The sequence below is a fragment of the Pseudomonas sp. W15Feb34 genome (assembly GCF_023127765.1).
GTDB lineage: Bacteria > Pseudomonadota > Gammaproteobacteria > Pseudomonadales > Pseudomonadaceae > Aquipseudomonas > Aquipseudomonas synxantha_A.
The window spans coordinates 134,394-150,803 of sequence record NZ_SPKN01000025.1 but is presented as its reverse complement, the minus strand read 5'-3'; the positions used below and the strand labels follow the sequence as shown (position 1 = coordinate 150,803).

At 60.9% G+C, this 16,410-nt stretch carries 18 protein-coding genes; 8 read left to right on the top strand and 10 right to left on the bottom strand.

From position 1 onward, the window contains the following. The first annotated feature begins 16 nt into the window (after positions 1-16). Positions 17-340 carry a DUF3392 domain-containing protein gene (locus E4O97_RS11505; RefSeq protein WP_043046299.1) on the top strand — a complete coding sequence of 108 codons (324 nt, stop codon included), beginning with the start codon at positions 17-19 and terminating at the stop codon, positions 338-340. A gap of 141 nt (positions 341-481) precedes the next feature. Here E4O97_RS11505 and trmB read toward each other — a convergent pair whose 3' ends face one another. The 4 genes from trmB to E4O97_RS11485 all read right to left on the bottom strand — a co-directional run bounded on the left by trmB (position 482) and on the right by E4O97_RS11485 (position 2,720). Next, the gene (gene trmB, locus E4O97_RS11500; RefSeq protein WP_032878921.1) at positions 482-1,207 is read right to left on the bottom strand and encodes a tRNA (guanosine(46)-N7)-methyltransferase TrmB; all 726 of its coding nucleotides are present in this window, start codon (positions 1,205-1,207) and stop codon (positions 482-484) included. A 9-nt stretch (positions 1,208-1,216) separates the two neighbouring features. Then, positions 1,217-2,011 carry a thiazole synthase gene (locus tag E4O97_RS11495; protein WP_032878919.1) on the bottom strand — a complete coding sequence of 265 codons (795 nt, stop codon included), beginning with the start codon at positions 2,009-2,011 and terminating at the stop codon, positions 1,217-1,219. 54 nt (positions 2,012-2,065) lie between these two features. Beyond that, positions 2,066-2,266: a sulfur carrier protein ThiS gene (thiS, locus tag E4O97_RS11490; RefSeq protein WP_032878918.1), complete on the bottom strand. Its 201-nt coding sequence runs from the start codon at positions 2,264-2,266 to the stop codon at positions 2,066-2,068. A gap of 79 nt (positions 2,267-2,345) precedes the next feature. Next, positions 2,346-2,720: a DUF423 domain-containing protein gene (locus tag E4O97_RS11485; protein ID WP_032878916.1), complete on the bottom strand. Its 375-nt coding sequence runs from the start codon at positions 2,718-2,720 to the stop codon at positions 2,346-2,348. 74 nt (positions 2,721-2,794) lie between these two features. On the opposite strand from E4O97_RS11485, the gene mtgA reads away from it, so the two are divergent. Next, positions 2,795-3,517 (top strand): monofunctional biosynthetic peptidoglycan transglycosylase, encoded by a 723-nt coding sequence (mtgA, locus tag E4O97_RS11480; protein WP_248161376.1) that lies wholly within the window; start codon positions 2,795-2,797, stop codon positions 3,515-3,517. Between the two features lie 131 nt (positions 3,518-3,648). Here the strand turns inward: mtgA and rpoH are convergent, their stop codons facing one another. The 4 genes from rpoH to ftsY form a co-directional block, all read right to left on the bottom strand. Continuing rightward, a complete protein-coding gene (gene rpoH / locus E4O97_RS11475; protein WP_003176698.1) occupies positions 3,649-4,503 on the bottom strand; it encodes an RNA polymerase sigma factor RpoH in 855 nt (284 codons plus the stop codon). Positions 4,504-4,633: 130 nt separating this feature from the next. Continuing rightward, a complete protein-coding gene (ftsX, locus tag E4O97_RS11470; protein ID WP_032878914.1) occupies positions 4,634-5,656 on the bottom strand; it encodes a permease-like cell division protein FtsX in 1,023 nt (340 codons plus the stop codon). Then, on the bottom strand, positions 5,653-6,324 hold the full coding sequence (ftsE, locus tag E4O97_RS11465; RefSeq protein ID WP_003213784.1) for a cell division ATP-binding protein FtsE: 672 nt from the start codon (positions 6,322-6,324) through the stop codon (positions 5,653-5,655). Before ftsE ends, ftsX begins: the two co-directional genes overlap by 4 nt. Next, positions 6,321-7,715, bottom strand: coding sequence for a signal recognition particle-docking protein FtsY (gene ftsY / locus E4O97_RS11460; RefSeq protein ID WP_005792288.1), 1,395 nt, complete (start codon positions 7,713-7,715; stop codon positions 6,321-6,323). The genes ftsE and ftsY overlap by 4 nt, the downstream gene beginning before the upstream one ends. A gap of 338 nt (positions 7,716-8,053) precedes the next feature. On the opposite strand from ftsY, the gene E4O97_RS11455 reads away from it, so the two are divergent. Genes E4O97_RS11455 through E4O97_RS11440 form a run of 4 tightly spaced genes read left to right on the top strand, consistent with a single transcriptional unit; the run spans position 8,054 to position 12,556 of the window. After that, entirely contained in the window at positions 8,054-9,409 is a 1,356-nt protein-coding gene (locus E4O97_RS11455; RefSeq protein ID WP_005792289.1) for a pitrilysin family protein, read from the top strand. Next, positions 9,402-10,892: a pitrilysin family protein gene (locus tag E4O97_RS11450; protein WP_078822563.1), complete on the top strand. Its 1,491-nt coding sequence runs from the start codon at positions 9,402-9,404 to the stop codon at positions 10,890-10,892. The genes E4O97_RS11455 and E4O97_RS11450 overlap by 8 nt, the downstream gene beginning before the upstream one ends. Beyond that, the gene (gene rsmD, locus E4O97_RS11445; RefSeq protein WP_216090436.1) at positions 10,892-11,509 is read left to right on the top strand and encodes a 16S rRNA (guanine(966)-N(2))-methyltransferase RsmD; all 618 of its coding nucleotides are present in this window, start codon (positions 10,892-10,894) and stop codon (positions 11,507-11,509) included. Before E4O97_RS11450 ends, rsmD begins: the two co-directional genes overlap by 1 nt. 51 nt (positions 11,510-11,560) lie before the next feature. Further along, the gene (locus E4O97_RS11440; protein ID WP_216090437.1) at positions 11,561-12,556 is read left to right on the top strand and encodes a hydrolase; all 996 of its coding nucleotides are present in this window, start codon (positions 11,561-11,563) and stop codon (positions 12,554-12,556) included. 135 nt (positions 12,557-12,691) lie between these two features. Here E4O97_RS11440 and E4O97_RS11435 read toward each other — a convergent pair whose 3' ends face one another. Next, positions 12,692-13,546: a sulfurtransferase gene (locus E4O97_RS11435; protein WP_148853842.1), complete on the bottom strand. Its 855-nt coding sequence runs from the start codon at positions 13,544-13,546 to the stop codon at positions 12,692-12,694. Between the two features lie 33 nt (positions 13,547-13,579). Then, positions 13,580-14,251: a TetR/AcrR family transcriptional regulator gene (locus E4O97_RS11430; protein ID WP_216090438.1), complete on the bottom strand. Its 672-nt coding sequence runs from the start codon at positions 14,249-14,251 to the stop codon at positions 13,580-13,582. Between the two features lie 146 nt (positions 14,252-14,397). Here E4O97_RS11430 and E4O97_RS11425 point away from each other — a divergent pair, with 146 nt between their 5' ends. Both E4O97_RS11425 and E4O97_RS11420 read left to right on the top strand, forming a co-directional pair. Beyond that, on the top strand, positions 14,398-15,825 hold the full coding sequence (locus E4O97_RS11425; RefSeq protein ID WP_078822565.1) for a coniferyl aldehyde dehydrogenase: 1,428 nt from the start codon (positions 14,398-14,400) through the stop codon (positions 15,823-15,825). A gap of 29 nt (positions 15,826-15,854) precedes the next feature. After that, on the top strand, positions 15,855-16,400 hold the full coding sequence (locus tag E4O97_RS11420) for a hypothetical protein (RefSeq protein WP_005792296.1): 546 nt from the start codon (positions 15,855-15,857) through the stop codon (positions 16,398-16,400). Positions 16,401-16,410 lie beyond the last annotated feature (10 nt).

The window sequence follows — 16,410 nt, the reverse complement described above, 5'->3', positions numbered from 1 at the left end:
CTCTTAAGGAAATCGAATGGATCTGGTACTCGACCTGCTCGCCACCGTATCCCGCTGGAGCCGTAGCAACCTGTCGGAAATCTCCCTGGCCCTCGTGGGCTGCTTGTTGGTGCTGTTCGGCGCCGATATCAAGGGCTGGGTCGAAGCGCGCCTGGGCAGCATCGCCGGCGCCCTGCGCGTGCCCTTGATGGCCCTGCTGTGCATGATCGGCAGCGGTGCAGCGCTGATCTATGCCACGCCGTGGATTGTGCGGGGGCTGAGCCAATTCAATAACTACAGCCTGGCGCCGGTGTTGATCGTGGTGCTGGTGTTGATTGGGGTAGTGGCAGACCGCCGCTGATCCCAGGCCCAACACAGATACAAATGTGGGAGGGGGCTTGCTCCCGATTGCGGTGTATCAGCCAAAGATTTGGTGGCTGACACCCTGCTATCGGGAGCAAGCCCCCTCCCACATTTGATTGCATTTCAAGCTGATGACTGTTTAAGCCAACTTCTCGAACTTCAAATCCCACACTCCATGCCCCAATCGCTCGCCGCGGCGCTCGAACTTGGTGATCGGCCGCTCGGCCGGGCGTGGCACGCATTTGCCGTCTTCGGCCAGGTTGCGGTAGCCAGGGGCGACGTTCATCACCTCCAGCATGTATTCCGCGTACGGTTCCCAGTCGGTCGCCATGTGCAGGATACCGCCCACTTTCAGCTTGCTGCGCACCAACTCCGCAAAGGACGCCTGGACGATACGACGCTTGTGGTGACGGGCTTTGTGCCACGGGTCGGGGAAGAACAGCATCAGGCGGTCGAGGCTGTTGTCGGCGATGCAGCGGTTGAGCACTTCAATCGCGTCGCAGTCGTAAACTCGCAGGTTGGTCAGGCCCTGGGTCAGCACGCCATTGAGCAATGCGCCGACACCTGGACGGTGGACTTCCACACCGATGAAATCCTGCTCCGGCGCGGCCGCGGCCATTTCCAGCAGGGAGTGGCCCATGCCGAAACCGATTTCCAGGGAGCGTGGGGCCGAACGGCCAAACACCTGGTCGTAATCAACCGGCGCATCGGCCAGGGGCAAAACGAACAGCGGCGTGCCTTGCTCCAGGCCCTTTTGCTGGCCTTCGGTCATACGGCCGGCGCGCATCACAAAACTCTTGATGCGGCGGTGCTTGGACTCGTCGCCCGCTTCCACGGTGTTCGGCGTTTCGTTTGATTCAGTCATCAATAGCTCTTACTTGATCAGACCATCCAGCGGCGAAGAGGCGCTGGCATAGAGTTTTTTCGGCATGCGCCCGGCGAGGTAGGCCAGGCGGCCCGCGACGATCGCGTGTTTCATGGCTTCGGCCATCATGATCGGTTGCTGGGCGTGGGCGATGGCCGAGTTCATCAGCACCGCGTCGCAGCCCAGTTCCATGGCGATGGTCGCGTCGGAGGCAGTGCCCACGCCCGCGTCCACCAGCACCGGGATCCTGGCTTCTTCAAGGATGATCTGCAGGTTGTACGGGTTGCAGATGCCCAGGCCGGAACCGATCAGGCCAGCCAGTGGCATCACCGCGATGCAGCCGATTTCTGCCAGCTGCCGGGCGATGATCGGGTCATCGCTGGTGTAGACCATCACGTCAAAGCCTTCCTTGACCAGGGTCTCGGCGGCCTTGAGGGTTTCGATCACATTGGGGAACAGGGTTTTCTGGTCGGCCAGCACTTCCAGCTTCACCAGGTTGTGGCCGTCCAGCAACTCACGGGCCAGGCGGCAGGTGCGCACGGCTTCGATGGCGTCGTAGCAACCGGCGGTGTTCGGCAGGAAGGTGTAGCGGTCTGGGGACAGCACTTCGAGCAGGTTCGGTTCGCCTTCAATCTGGCCCAGGTTGGTGCGGCGCACGGCGAACGTCACGATTTCGGCACCCGAGGCTTCGATGGCCTGGCGGGTCTCTTCCATGTCGCGGTACTTGCCGGTGCCGACCAGCAAGCGGGACTGGTAGGTACGACCGGCCAGGACGAAAGGCTTGTCGTTACGAACGATGCTCATGGGAAATCCTCTGTTTGGATGAGGTTCTGCAGAATGCGTTACCGCCGTGGCGGGCTAACCGCCACCGATGGCGTGGACCACTTCGACCTGGTCGTTTTCCTTCAGCGAGGTCTCGGCGTGCTGGCTACGCGGGACGATATCCAGGTTGAGCTCCACTGCGACACGACGCCCGGTCAGGTCCAGGCGGGTCAGCAGGGCCGCGACGGTTTCACCGTCGGGCAGTTCAAAGGGTTCGCCGTTCAACTGAATGCGCATGCCACGGGCCGCCATCGTTTTTAGGGGCCCGCATTCTAGCGCGATTGGGACCTGCCGGTCAGCTCCAAGCGTCAAGCGGTCAAAGCTGCAAGCGCCACGCTGCCAGGCCAAGGAAGAACCAGCCAAGCAGGAACGCCAGCCCGCCAAACGGCGTGATGATCCCCAGTTTGCTGATGCCAGTCATCGTCAGCGCATACAAGCTGCCCGAGAACAACAGAATACCGACGGTAAACGAGATACCCGCCCAACTGACCAATCGACCGGGAATATGCGCCGCCAGCAACGCCACGCCGAACAACGCCAGGGCGTGCACCAGTTGGTAGGTCACGCCGGTATGGAAGATCGCCAGGTAGTCGGCGCTCAGGCGGTTTTTCAGGCCGTGGGCGGCGAACGCACCCAGGGCGACACCGGTAAAACCGAAAAAGGCAGCCAGCATCAGAAAGCTACGCAGCATGGGGAACTCCAGTCAGACTCATCGGGCAGGGTCTGTATAATGGCCCGCTCAACGGGTTCGGCCAAGCCATCTCTATGCTGCGTGTCCTCTTCAAACGCTTTCTCAACGTCGTGAAATGGTTCGCCATCGGCAGTGTGTTGCTGGTGCTGCTGTTTCGTGTGGTCCCGCCCCCGTTTACCGCGTTGATGGTGGAGCGCAAGGTCGAGTCCTGGATCGACGGCGAACCCATTGACCTGCAACGCAGCTGGGTACCGTGGGATGAAATCAGCGATGACCTCAAAGTGGCGGTGATGGCCGGTGAAGACCAGCGCTTCCCGCAACATTGGGGCTTTGATTTTGGCGCGATCCAGGCCGCGATCCTGCACAACGAACGCGGCGGCTCGATTCGCGGCGCCAGTACGCTGAGCCAGCAAGTGTCGAAAAACCTGTTCCTGTGGGCCGGCCGCAGCTATTTGCGCAAGGGCCTGGAAGCGTGGTTCACCGGGTTGATCGAGGTGCTGTGGCCCAAGGAGCGGATTCTTGAGGTGTACCTCAACAGCGTGGAATGGGATGAAGGCGTATTCGGCGCAGAGGCGGCGGCGCGGCACCATTTTGGCGTGAGCGCCAAGGGGCTTTCGCGGCAACAGGCCAGTTATCTGGCGGCGGTGTTGCCTAATCCACGGGTGTGGAGTGCCAGCCACCCGACAGCTTATGTAGCACGGCGGGCGGCGTGGATTCGTCAGCAGATGAGTCAGTTGGGTGGGGATGGCTACCTGACTGAGCTGAACAACTCTCGAAAAGCCCCCTGGTCCAACTGACACAACACAAAACAAATGTGGGAGGGGGCTTGCTCCCGATAGCGATAGATCAGTCACTTTGATGTTGACTGACACTCTGCTATCGGGAGCAAGCCCCCTCCCACATTTTCAAACTAGCATTGCCAGCTGAATTAGGCGGCGATCGACAACTTCAGCTTGTTCATCGCGCTTTTCTCAAGCTGACGAATCCGCTCGGCCGACACGTTGTACTTCTGCGCCAGGTCATGCAGCGTGGCTTTCTCTTCTGCCAGCCAGCGCTGGTAGAGAATGTCACGGCTGCGGTCGTCCAGCACTTCCAGCGCTTCGTGCAGGTTGTGGTTGGAATTATCGCTCCAGTCGGCGTCTTCCAGTTGACGCGCCGGGTCGTACCGGTGGTCTTCCAGGTAGTTGGCAGGCGATTGGAAGGCGCTGTCGTCATCCGCTTCGGCGGCTGGGTCAAAGGCCATGTCATGGCCGGTCAGGCGGCTTTCCATCTCGCGCACTTCACGAGGCTCCACACCGAGGCTTTCAGCCACGCGGTGGACTTCCTCGTTGTTCAGCCACGCCAGGCGTTTCTTCTGGCTGCGCAGGTTGAAGAACAGTTTGCGCTGGGCCTTGGTGGTCGCGACTTTCACGATGCGCCAGTTGCGCAGGATGAACTCGTGGATTTCCGCCTTGATCCAGTGCACGGCGAACGACACCAGGCGCACACCCATTTCAGGGTTGAAGCGCTTTACAGCCTTCATCAGGCCAACGTTGCCTTCCTGAATCAGGTCAGCCTGGGCCAGGCCGTAGCCACTATAGCTACGGGCGATATGTACGACAAAACGCAGGTGGGCGAGCACCATCTGCCGAGCCGCCCCCAAATCCTGCTCATAGTAGAGACTCTCGGCCAGTTCACGCTCCTGCTCGGGTGTCAGCAATGGAATGCTGTTGACCGTGTGCACATAGGCCTCCAGGTTCGCACCCGGGACCAAGGCATAAGCAGGTTGCAAAGAAGTGGTCATACGAAAAAACCTCCGACTCACATAACTCGTGCAGTTCAGCACTGCGAAAATTGACCTGGGAACCGTAGGACAAGTTCCCTAAACCACTGATACGGTCAATACAAACGAAACCACATTAATCTGGCATTAACTACTTCGGCGCCAGTTCGCGTAAATGCCGTGCTACCGCAATCCAGGCACCGATATACCCCAACAACACCGCGCCAAGCAAGAGACTCAGACCATCGGCTACCGGCACCCCGGCCAGGGCAAAATCACTGCCATACAAACCCGCCAGCCCGACAACCGCGTCGTTCAACCAATTCAGGCCAAACGCCAGCACGCCCCAGGACAAGACCCCGGCACCCAGGCCATAAAGCGCGCCCATGTACAGGAAAGGACGGCGTACATAGCTGTCCGTGCCGCCGACCAGTTTAATCACTTCTATCTCGGTGCGACGGTTTTCAATATGAAGACGAATGGTATTACCTATCACCAAAAGTAATGCAGACACTAATAACACCGTCAGGCCGAACACAAAGCGGTCACCCAGCTTGAGGATCGCGGCCAGGCGCTCTACCCAGACTAGATCAAGTTGAGCCTGTTGCACCTTGGGCATCTCTGCGAGTTTTTGTCGCAGGGCCTCCAGCGCCGGCTTGTCGACCTCGTTCGGCGTCACCAGCACCACGCCCGGCAGCGGGTTCTGCGGCAGCTCCTTGAGCGCCTCGCCCAGGCCGGACTGCTGCTGGAATTCTTCAAGGGCTTGATCGCGGCTTATGTATTCGGCATCCGCTACGCCCGGAATGTTCTTGATGTCGTCGCGTAGCGCTTCGCCGTCCTTGCTGCTGGTGTCCAGATTCAGGTACAGCGATATCTGCGCCGCCCGCTGCCAGGAACCGCCGAGGCGCTCCACATTATTAAGCAGCAGCGACAAGCCCATCGGCAGGCTCAAGGCTACGGCCATGACCAGGCAGGTGAAAAAGCTGCCGATCGGCTGTTTGCCCAGGCGACGCAGGCTGTCAAGCAGGCTGGCGCGATGGCTTTCGATCCAGGCGCGCAGCAAGGTGCCGAAGTCCGGGCCATCGTCTTCGTCACGCTTTTTCTTCGGCGGTTGCGGATCGGCAGGCTTGGGTGCCACGCGTTCGGATACTTTGGGGCTACGGGTAGCACTCATACGCCAGCCTCCCCATCACCGATCAAGCGGCCACGTTGCAAGGTCAACATACGATGGCGCATACGGGCGATCAGGGCCAGGTCGTGGCTGGCGATCAATACGCTGGTGCCCAGCCGATTGATGTCTTCGAACACCCCCATGATCTCGGCCGCCAGGCGCGGGTCGAGGTTACCGGTGGGTTCGTCCGCCAGCAGCAAGGCCGGGCGGTGGACGATGGCGCGGGCAATACCGACGCGCTGTTGCTGGCCGGTGGACAGGTCCCCCGGGTAAAGGTCGGTTTTGTCCGACAATGCCACGCGCTCCAGCGCCGAATCCACGCGCTTGACGATTTCGGCTTTGGACAGCCCGAGAATCTGCAGCGGCAGCGCGATGTTGTTGAACACCGTGCGATCGAACAGCAGCTGGTGATTCTGGAACACCACGCCGATCTGGCGGCGTAGAAACGGAATTTGCGCATTGCTGATGGTAGCCAGGTCCTGGCCCGCCAGCAGCAACTTGCCGGTGGTCGGGCGCTCCATGGCGAGTAACAGGCGCAACAGCGTGCTTTTGCCAGCGCCCGAGTGACCGGTGACAAACAAGAACTCGCCGCGACGCACTCGAAAGCTCAGCTCATGCAAGCCCACATGCCCGTTGGCATAGCGTTTACCGACCTGTTCGAATCGAATCATGAACGCTCCCGCTCGGCAAACAGTGCCTGTACAAAGGGTTCGGCTTCAAAGGTGCGCAGGTCGTCGATACCTTCACCGACACCGATATAACGAATCGGCAACCCGAACTGTTTAGCCAGGGCGAAAATCACCCCGCCCTTGGCCGTGCCGTCGAGCTTAGTCAATGCCAGGCCGGTCAGCTGCACCGTCTGGTTGAATTGTTTGGCCTGGCTGATGGCGTTCTGACCAGTACCGGCGTCGAGCACCAGCAAGACTTCATGCGGCGCATCGGCGTCGAGCTTGCTGATCACACGGCGCACTTTCTTCAGCTCTTCCATCAGGTTGTCTTTGGTGTGCAGGCGCCCGGCGGTATCGGCGATCAACACGTCGATATTACGCGCCTTGGCGGCCTGCACGGCATCGAAGATCACCGAAGCGGAGTCGGCGCCGGTGTGCTGGGCGATCACCGGGATCTTGTTGCGCTCGCCCCATACCTGCAACTGCTCGACGGCGGCGGCACGGAAGGTGTCACCGGCGGCGAGCATGACTTTCTTGCCCTCGCCCTGCAGCTTCTTGGCCAGCTTGCCGATGGTGGTGGTTTTGCCCGCGCCGTTGACGCCGACCACCAGGATCACGAACGGCTTGTTCGGGGTGATCACCAGCGGCGCTTCCACGGGCTTGAGCATTGCAGCCAGTTCGGCCTGCAAGGATTTGTACAACGCATCGGCGTCGGTCAGTTGCTTGCGCGCGACCTTCTGAGTCAGGCTCTGGATGATCACGGCAGTGGCTTCGACACCCACGTCGGCGGTGAGCAGGCGGGTTTCGATGTCTTCCAGCAGTTCATCATCAATGACCTTCTTGCCCAGAAACAGGCTGGCCATACCTTCGCCGATGCTGGCGCTGGTCTTGCTCAGACCCTGCTTGAGGCGGGCGAAAAAGCCGCTCTTGCTGGTTTCGGCAGGCGCGACAGGCTCTTCGATCACCGCAGGCGCGGCAACGACAGCAGGCACTTCAACCGGGATTTCGACCGCTGGCGGCGTCTGGACCACTACCTCTACCGGTGGCGCCACCGGAATGGGCGGCGTCACGTGTTCAGCCTGCACATCTTCAACCAGTGCCACCGGCTCTTCGGCTACCGGTAGCGCAAGCCACGGTTTGTGCTCGGGCTCGGGCTCCGGCTCGGGTTCTGCCTCGACCACCGGCTGCAATACCGGCTCCGCGATGGGCAACACCACCGGCGCCGGCGTCTCGGCAACCGGCTCGGCTTCTACTATAGGCTCTGGAATAGGCTCAGCTTGAACCTGCGGCTGTTCGACGACGGTTTCCTGCGGCTTTTTGCGCAGCCATCCGAACAGGCCTTTTTTCTCGCCAGCCGCAGCTGGGCTCTTCTTGTCGTCGTTGGAACCAAACATGGAGGACGGCTATCTCAAAGTAGCGATGCGCCAGGGCGCCTCGGTAAATAAATTCGATGCAGAACAGACTGCTTTAACGCCCGCTTGTTCATGCGCAACATTTTGTAAGGCGTAAATAAGTGCCTTGGCAAATCGTTTCAATATGGGACTGAAGCGATAAAATCGGCGAAACGTGGAAGATTGTCGGGGAAAAACGCCAACTACTCCAACTTTCCTACGACTGAACCCAGGACTAGATGACGACCGCAGTGGCCGTCCCTAAATCGGATCAGTATCCTAGCACCTCCTCGCCCGCCGACGCTAAGACCAAGCGGGCAGCCCAACAGGTTAAAAAACGAATGAATGCTCTAGCCCGCCGCGCCGCAGGCCTGCTGCTCAGCACAGTTTGTCTGCCCCTTTCAGCCTTCGCTGCCGACCCACAACCCACTCATGAATTCACTCTGGATAACGGCCTTAAAGTGGTCGTGCGCGAAGACCATCGCGCGCCAGTGGTGGTTTCCCAAGTCTGGTACAAGGTTGGTTCAAGCTACGAAACCCCAGGCCAGACCGGTTTGTCCCACGCCCTTGAACATATGATGTTCAAAGGCAGCGCCAAGGTCGGCCCCGGCGAAGCCTCGCTGATCCTGCGTGACCTGGGCGCCGAAGAAAACGCGTTCACCAGCGATGACTACACCGCGTATTACCAGGTGCTGGCCCGCGACCGCCTGGGCGTGGCCTTTGAGCTGGAAGCCGACCGCATGGCCAGCCTGCGCCTGCCCGCCGACGAGTTCAGCCGCGAAATCGAGGTAATCAAGGAAGAACGCCGCCTGCGCACCGACGACAACCCGATGTCCAAGGCCTACGAGCGCTTCAAGGCCATGGCCTTCCCGGCCAGCGGCTACCACACGCCGACCATCGGCTGGATGGCTGACCTTGAGCGCATGAAGGTCGAGGAACTGCGCCACTGGTACCAATCCTGGTATGTGCCCAACAACGCTACCCTGGTAGTGGTCGGCGATGTGACCCCGGACGAGGTGAAAAGCCTGGCCCAGCGTTACTTCGGCCCGATCCCCAAGCGTGATGTGCCACCGGCGAAGATCCCGCTGGAGCTGGCCGAACCCGGCGAGCGCCTGCTGACCCTGCGGGTGCAGACCCAACTGCCAAGCGTGTTCCTGGGCTTCAACGTACCGGGCCTGGCCACCGCCGAAGACAAACGCTCGGTGCAAGCCTTGCGCCTGATCTCGGCCCTGCTGGACGGCGGCTACAGTGCACGTATCTCCGAGCAACTTGAGCGTGGTGAGGAGCTGGTATCCGCCGCGTCCACCAACTACGACGCCTATACCCGTGGCGATACGTTGTTCATGCTCTCGGCCACGCCCAACCAGCAGAAACAAAAGACCGTCGCCCAAGCCGAAGCCGGCCTGTGGCGCCTGCTTGATGAGTTGAAAGCCAAGCCGCCGACCGCTGAAGAACTGGAGCGCATCCGTGCTCAGGTCATCGCCGGCCTGGTGTACCAACGCGACTCCATCACCAGCCAGGCCACGGCCATCGGCTCCCTGGAAACCGTCGGCCTGTCCTGGAAGCTGATGGACACCGAACTGGCCGACCTGCAAAGCGTGACGCCAGAAGATATCCAGAAAGCCGCGCGCACCTATTTCACCCGCGAACGTCTGAGCGTCGCCCATGTTTTGCCTGAGGAGACCGCTCATGAGTGATCGTAAAAGCAGCCGCCTGATCCTGCCCAGCCTGATCGCAGTCACCCTGGTTGCGGCCAGTGCCGTGTATTTCCTGCGCCCGAGCGAGTCGGTCGCCAGCCAGGCTCTGGAAAAGGCCCAATCGGCCAGCACCCTGCAGTCGCTGGCGGAACTGGACGGCAAGGCGCCAACCAACCGCAAGCTCGATGTGCAAACCTGGACCACCGCCGAAGGCGCCAAGGTGCTGTTTGTCGAAGCCCATGAACTGCCGATGTTCGACATGCGCATCCTGTTCGCCGCCGGCAGCAGCCAGGATGGCGACACACCGGGCCTGGCGCTGATGACCAACGCCATGCTCAACGAAGGCGTGCCGGGCAAGGATGTCAGCCAGATCGCCAGTGGCTTTGAGGGCCTCGGCGCCGACTTCGGCAATGGTGCCTACCGCGACATGGCGCTGGTCACCCTGCGCAGCCTCAGCGACAGCGATAAGCGCACCGCAGCCCTGGCACTGTTCGACCAGGTTATTGGCCAACCGACGTTCCCGGCAGACTCCCTGGCGCGGATCAAGAACCAGATCCTGGCCGGCTTCGAGTATCAGAAGCAGAACCCCGCCAAGCTGGCGAGCATCGAACTGTTCAAACGCCTGTACGGCGATCACCCTTACGCGCACCCGAGCGAAGGCACCCCCGAGAGTGTGCCGAAGATCACCCTGGCGCAGTTGAAGGCATTCCACGCCAAAGCCTACGCGGCGGGTAATGCTGTGATTGCGGTGGTCGGCGACCTGACTCGCGCTGAGGCCGAGGCCATGACGGCCAAAGTGTCGGCCTCGCTGCCCAAAGGGCCCGCCATGGCCAAGATCGCTCAACCGACCGAGCCAAAAGCCGGCCTGAGCCGTATCGAGTTTCCCTCCAAGCAAACCCACCTGCTGTTTGCGCAATTGGGCATCGACCGCGCCGATCCGGACTACGCAGCTCTGTCCCTGGGCAACCAGATCCTTGGCGGCGGTGGCTTCGGCACCCGCTTGATGAGCGAAGTGCGCGAGAAACGCGGCCTGACCTACGGCGTGTACTCCGGTTTCTCGCCGATGCAGGTGCGCGGCCCGTTCATGATCAACTTGCAGACCCGCGCCGAAATGAGCGGCGGCACCCTGCGCCTGGTTGAGGATGTACTGGCTGACTACCTCAAGAACGGCCCCACGCAAAAAGAACTGGACGACGCCAAGCGCGAACTGGCCGGCAGCTTCCCGCTGTCCACCGCCAGCAACGCCGATATTGTCGGGCAACTGGGCGCCATGGGTTTTTACAACCTGCCGCTGAGCTATCTGGAAGATTTCATGAAACAATCCCAGGCCCTGACCGTAGAGCAGGTCAAGGCTGCAATGAACAAACACTTGAGCGCCGACAAGATGGTCATCGTGACCGCCGGCCCGACGATTGCGCAAAAGCCACTACCGCCCCCCACTGATAAACCTGCCGAGCAGCCGCTCGGGGTTCCGGAGCATTAATGGCCAGTTCATCTCGCCCGAAAAAACCTGTCCACAACGTGCATAACGGTGTGGGCCAACTGCGCATCATTGGCGGTGAATGGGGCAGCCGCAAGCTGAGCTTCCCCGACGTCGTAGGCCTGCGCCCGACGCCGGATCGCGTGCGTGAAACCCTGTTCAACTGGCTTGCGCCATACATCGGCGGGGCCAAGGTGCTGGACCCGTTCGCCGGCAGTGGCGCGCTGTTCCTGGAGGCGCTGTCGCGTGGCGCGGCCCAGGGCCAGGCGTTGGATGCCAGTAATGTGGCGGTGTCCACCCTCAAGGAACACCTGGGCACGCTGCGTTGCACCACCGGCCAGGTGCAGACGGCCGACGCGCTGCGCTACCTGGAAACCCAGGCGGTGACTGAATACGACGTGGTGTTCCTCGACCCGCCGTTCAACCAGAACCTGCTGCCGACTGTGTGTGCTTTGCTCGAAGAGCGCCAGTGGCTGGCACCGGATGCCTGGATCTACACTGAAAGCGAGACCGCGCCGTCAACGCTCGGCCTGCCGGGCAGTTGGCGCCTGCATCGGGAGCAAAAGTCCGGACGGGTGTATTACGCGTTGTGGCATCGCCTGGTCGAAAACGCCGCTTAACCTGTGGCAGGGGAGCTTGCCACGGCGAGCTCACTGGCTACCGAGAGTTTCATGACCCCCTCTTCCGATCTGTTCAAACCCGCCTTCGGCCTCGGCAACCCTCACCTGCAAACACTGTGGGGGCCGCTGTTGCGCCCAACGACCCATATCGAACGCCAACGCGAACGTCTATGGCTGGAAGACGGCGACTTCCTCGACCTCGACTGGCATGGTCCCCATGACCTGCACGCACCGTTGGTACTGGTGCTGCATGGGCTGACCGGTTCGTCCAATTCGCCCTATGTGGCCGGCCTGCAACAAGCCCTCGCCGGCCAAGGTTGGGCCAGCGTTGCGTTGAACTGGCGCGGCTGCTCGGGCGAGCCCAACCTTCTGGCGCGCAGTTATCACTCCGGGGCCAGCGAAGACCTGGCCGCGGCGATTGCCCATCTGCGCGCCAAACGGCCACTGGCACCGCTGTATGCCGTGGGGTATTCCCTGGGCGGCAATGTGTTGCTCAAGCACTTGGGCGAAACCGGCGTGACTTCGGGGCTGCAAGGCGCGGCGGCGGTCTCGGTACCGTTTCGCCTGGACCAATGCGCTGATCGCATCGGTCTGGGGTTTTCGCGGATTTACCAGAAGCATTTCATGCGCGAGATGCTGGCGTACATTCGCGTAAAGCAACGCCAGTTTTTGCAAGATGGACGTGAGGAAGGACTGAAAACCCTGGAGGCACTGGGCTCCCTGGAGAAGATGCGCACGTTCTGGGACTTCGATGGGCGAGTGACTGCGCCGTTGCATGGCTTCTTGAGTGCTGAGGATTACTATCGCCGCGCATCCAGTCGCTACTACCTGGGCGATATCCGCACACCAATACTGATCATCCAGGCCGCCGATGATCCGTTTGTGTTTGCTCATAGCCTGCCGGAAGCGAGTGAGCTGTCGGAGTGCACCGAGTTTGAATTGCTGACAAAGGGTGGGCATGTGGGCTTTGTGGAGGGTTCACTGAAACGTCCCGGCTATTACTTGGAACGCCGCATCCCACAGTGGTTACTGACACAACGCAGTTAAAAATGTGGGAGGGGCGGTGCGACGATTCGACTTGCCCCCGATAGCGGTGGATCAGTTACAGATACTGAGACTGACACACTGCAATCGGGGGCAAACCCCCTCCCACATTTTGATTGGGTTTACAGGGCCAATTGCTCAGTCGCCTGTTGCAATTTCCCGCGCCGGATCCGTAATCCACTCACTCCACGACCCCGCATACAACTTGCCCAACGGATATCCCGCCAACGCCAGGGCAAACAGGTTATGGCATGCCGTCACCCCCGAACCGCAGTACGCCACCAACTCCTGCGGCGGGCGCCCCTGCAACTGCGCAGCAAAGCGTTGCTTGAGCTGCTCGGCCGGCAGGAAGCGCCCGTCACTGCCCAGGTTTTCATTGAATGCTGCGCACTGCGCGCCGGGAATATGCCCGGCAATCGGGTCTATGGGCTCTACTTCGCCACGAAAACGCGGCTGGGCGCGGGCGTCGATCAAGGTCAGGCCGGGCTGACCCAGGCGTTTTTGCAAATGCTCGGCATCCAGCACCAACCGATTATCCGGCGTACCAGTGAAGGTGCCCGGCTCGGTCACCGGCGCATCCAGGCTCAAGGGGAAACCGGCGCTGTGCCAGGCCTTGAGGCCACCATCGAGAATAAACACCCCATCACGCTTGCCCAGCCAGGCCAGCAGCCACCAGGCACGGGCGGCATAGGCACCGGGGCCATCGTCATACAGCACCACATCGGTGTCGGCGCTGATGCCCCAAGCTCGCAGCTGTTTGGCGAAGGTGTCCGCCGCAGGCAAAGGATGGCGGCCGGTCACACCCTTGGTCACCGGGCCACTCAGATGGCGCTCCAGGTCGGCGTATTGCGCGCCCTCGATATGCCCTTCGGTGTAGCTGCACAGGCCGTAATCCGGGTCCTCCAGGGCAAAGCGGCAATCCAGGATCACCAGCTCTGCCGACTTCTGGCGCTCGGCCAATTGCGGGGGGCTGATCAGTTGGGCAAGCGGCATGACTGACTCCTGTGAATACAAAGGGGAAAGGTCTTACTTCACTTCTTCCAGTGCCTGATTCAACGGCACGTAAAACTCTTTGAACAAAGCATCCACCGCATCCTTGGCCTGGGGCGTGACAAACCCCGCCTCCAACACCAGCACCTGGTACACCCCGCGCTTGATCGCCTCGGCGCTCAGGTGGGTGGAGTTTTCGTTGGTGGTGCACAGGAACCGCACCCAGGAGGTCAGGATGATCCAGGCATTCAGGGTCAGGGCTTCGGTTTGCACCGGGTCCATATTCAGAATGCCGGCATCGACAAACCCCTGGTAAATGGCACCGCCCTGGATCAGGCAACGCTGGGAAAACCGCCGATAGCCCGTGGCCAGTTCCGGATCGCTCTCCAGCAGATGTTCGAGGTCGCGGTGCAGGAAACGATAGCGCCACATGCCCGCCAGCACGGCTTGCAGATAAAAGCGCTTGTCCTCCACCACCATCGTGCGCCCCTGGGGCGGGCGCAGGAAACTGTCCACCAGGGCTTCATATTCGCGAAACAGCACGGCGATGATCGCCTGCTTGTTGGGGAAGTGGTAGTACAGGTTGCCCGGAGAAATCTCCATATGGGCGGCGATATGGTTGGTGCTGACACTGCGCTCGCCCTGCTGGTTAAAAAGCTCCAGGCTGGTTTGCACAATGCGCTCGCTGGTCTTTACTCGTGGTGCCATGGGGGATCAGCTTCCAAACACGGGATGGGGCATCTTACGGCCTATGCCGGCCAGGTTAAATCTGGATGTTACTGCAATGTTATTTGACAATTTAGAGCAATGACTCTAAAAATCCAGGCAGACCTATAACAATCGGGAACTGCGCCATGTCTGCCAACGTTGCCTACCTGCAAGATGCCCAGGCCTTGGACCACCTCCAGGAGCTGTTCGAAGCCCAGCGTCGCGCCTACGCCGCCAACCCGATGCCACCGGCTGCGCAACGCCAACAATGGCTCAAGGCCCTGCGCGATGTGCTCAGCGACGAACGCCAGGCGCTGATCACTGCGATCAGCCAGGACTTCAGCCATCGCAGCGCAGACGAAACCCTGTTCGCCGAATTGATGCCCAGCCTGCATGGCATTCACTATGCCAGCAAACACCTCAAGAGCTGGATGAAACCCTCCCGCCGCGCTGTAGGCATTGCCTTCCAGCCCGCCTCGGCCAAAGTCATTTATCAACCGTTGGGCGTCGTCGGCGTCATCGTGCCGTGGAACTACCCGTTGTATCTGGCTATCGGCCCGTTGGTCGGGGCTTTGGCCGCCGGCAACCGGGTGATGCTCAAGCTCAGCGAGTCCACACCGGCCACCGGCGAACTGCTCAAGGCGCTGCTGGCCAGGATCTTTCCCGAGGACCTGGTGTGCGTGGTGCTGGGCGAAGCCGAAGTGGGCATGGCGTTTTCCAAATTGCGCTTCGATCACCTGCTGTTTACCGGTGCCACCAGCATTGGTAAACACGTGATGCGTGCGGCGGCCGAAAACCTCACGCCGGTCACCCTGGAACTGGGCGGCAAGTCGCCAGCCATCGTCTCGGCCGATGTACCGCTCAAGGACGCCGCCGAGCGCATCGCCTTCGGCAAAGCCTTGAATGCCGGGCAAACCTGTGTGGCGCCAGACTATGTGCTGGTGCCGGAGGACCGCGTCGCAGGGTTTGTCGAGGCGTATTCCAAGGCCGTACGTGGGTTTTATCCGACCCTGGCCGACAACCCGGACTACACCGCCATCATCAACGAGCGGCAACTGGCCCGGCTCAATGCCTACGCCAAGGACGCTACCGACAAGGGCGCCACCCTGGTCCCACTGTACGAGCAAGGCCAGGCTCGACGTATGGCCCACAGCCTGCTGCTGAATGTCAGCGACGACATGACAGTCATGCAGGACGAGATTTTCGGCCCGCTCTTGCCCATCGTGCCGTATCGCGGCCTTGACCAAGCCTTTGCCTACATCAACCAGCGTCCACGCCCACTGGCCCTGTACTACTTCGGCTACAACAAGAACGAGCAGGAGCGTGTGCTTCACGAAACCCATTCCGGCGGCGTATGCCTGAACGACACCTTGCTGCACGTTGCCCAGGACGACATGCCTTTTGGTGGCATCGGCCCGTCGGGCATGGGCCATTACCACGGCCATGAAGGCTTCCTGACATTCAGCAAGGCCAAGGGCGTGCTGGTTAAACAGCGCCTGAACGCGGCGAAGTTGATCTACCCCCCTTACGGCAAATCGATTCAGAAATTGATCCAGAAGTTGTTTATCCGCTGATAACCGTCACCTTCAGGACGATAAAAACAATGAACCCCAGCCTGAACGATTCACCCGCACTGTCTCGGCGCGGCGTCTTGAAAATCGGCCTGTGCGCCAGCGCTTTCCTCGCCACCGCCGGGCTTGGCGCCAGTCTCAGCGGTTGCTCCAGCAGTACGCCGGCCAGCGGCTTCGCGATGTTGCGCGCCAGTGATTTGCCGTTCTTGCGCGCGGTGATCCCAGTGCTGCTGGAGGGTGCGGCCAGCGCCGAGACAGTGGTCGCAGGCATTGAAGACACCCTGAAAAAACTCGACTACAGCCTGCAAAACTTGTCGCCGGAGATGTTCAAGCTCACCCAGCAGTTATTCGACGTGCTGGGCATGGGCATCACCCGCGGCCCGCTGACCGGTATCTGGGGCAGTTGGGAAAATGCCAGCAGCGAGCAGATCCGCAACTTCCTGCACCGCTGGGAAAACAGCTACCTGAACCTGCTGCGCATGGGACAGGGCTCGCTGCTCAAGTTGGTGATCATGGCCTGGTATTTTCGGCCCGCCTCCTGGGCCCATTGCGGTTATCCCGGCCCACCGAAGATCTGATTCGCATCCC

Coding starts and splice junctions, on each gene's coding strand:
- E4O97_RS11505 (WP_043046299.1), top strand. CDS start 17: ATGGATCTGGTACTCGACCTGCTCGCCACCGTATCCCGCTGGAGCCGT.
- trmB (WP_032878921.1), bottom strand. CDS start 1,207: ATGACTGAATCAAACGAAACGCCGAACACCGTGGAAGCGGGCGACGAG.
- E4O97_RS11495 (WP_032878919.1), bottom strand. CDS start 2,011: ATGAGCATCGTTCGTAACGACAAGCCTTTCGTCCTGGCCGGTCGTACC.
- thiS (WP_032878918.1), bottom strand. CDS start 2,266: ATGCGCATTCAGTTGAACGGCGAACCCTTTGAACTGCCCGACGGTGAA.
- E4O97_RS11485 (WP_032878916.1), bottom strand. CDS start 2,720: ATGCTGCGTAGCTTTCTGATGCTGGCTGCCTTTTTCGGTTTTACCGGT.
- mtgA (WP_248161376.1), top strand. CDS start 2,795: ATGCTGCGTGTCCTCTTCAAACGCTTTCTCAACGTCGTGAAATGGTTC.
- rpoH (WP_003176698.1), bottom strand. CDS start 4,503: ATGACCACTTCTTTGCAACCTGCTTATGCCTTGGTCCCGGGTGCGAAC.
- ftsX (WP_032878914.1), bottom strand. CDS start 5,656: ATGAGTGCTACCCGTAGCCCCAAAGTATCCGAACGCGTGGCACCCAAG.
- ftsE (WP_003213784.1), bottom strand. CDS start 6,324: ATGATTCGATTCGAACAGGTCGGTAAACGCTATGCCAACGGGCATGTG.
- ftsY (WP_005792288.1), bottom strand. CDS start 7,715: ATGTTTGGTTCCAACGACGACAAGAAGAGCCCAGCTGCGGCTGGCGAG.
- E4O97_RS11455 (WP_005792289.1), top strand. CDS start 8,054: ATGAATGCTCTAGCCCGCCGCGCCGCAGGCCTGCTGCTCAGCACAGTT.
- E4O97_RS11450 (WP_078822563.1), top strand. CDS start 9,402: ATGAGTGATCGTAAAAGCAGCCGCCTGATCCTGCCCAGCCTGATCGCA.
- rsmD (WP_216090436.1), top strand. CDS start 10,892: ATGGCCAGTTCATCTCGCCCGAAAAAACCTGTCCACAACGTGCATAAC.
- E4O97_RS11440 (WP_216090437.1), top strand. CDS start 11,561: ATGACCCCCTCTTCCGATCTGTTCAAACCCGCCTTCGGCCTCGGCAAC.
- E4O97_RS11435 (WP_148853842.1), bottom strand. CDS start 13,546: ATGCCGCTTGCCCAACTGATCAGCCCCCCGCAATTGGCCGAGCGCCAG.
- E4O97_RS11430 (WP_216090438.1), bottom strand. CDS start 14,251: ATGGCACCACGAGTAAAGACCAGCGAGCGCATTGTGCAAACCAGCCTG.
- E4O97_RS11425 (WP_078822565.1), top strand. CDS start 14,398: ATGTCTGCCAACGTTGCCTACCTGCAAGATGCCCAGGCCTTGGACCAC.
- E4O97_RS11420 (WP_005792296.1), top strand. CDS start 15,855: ATGAACCCCAGCCTGAACGATTCACCCGCACTGTCTCGGCGCGGCGTC.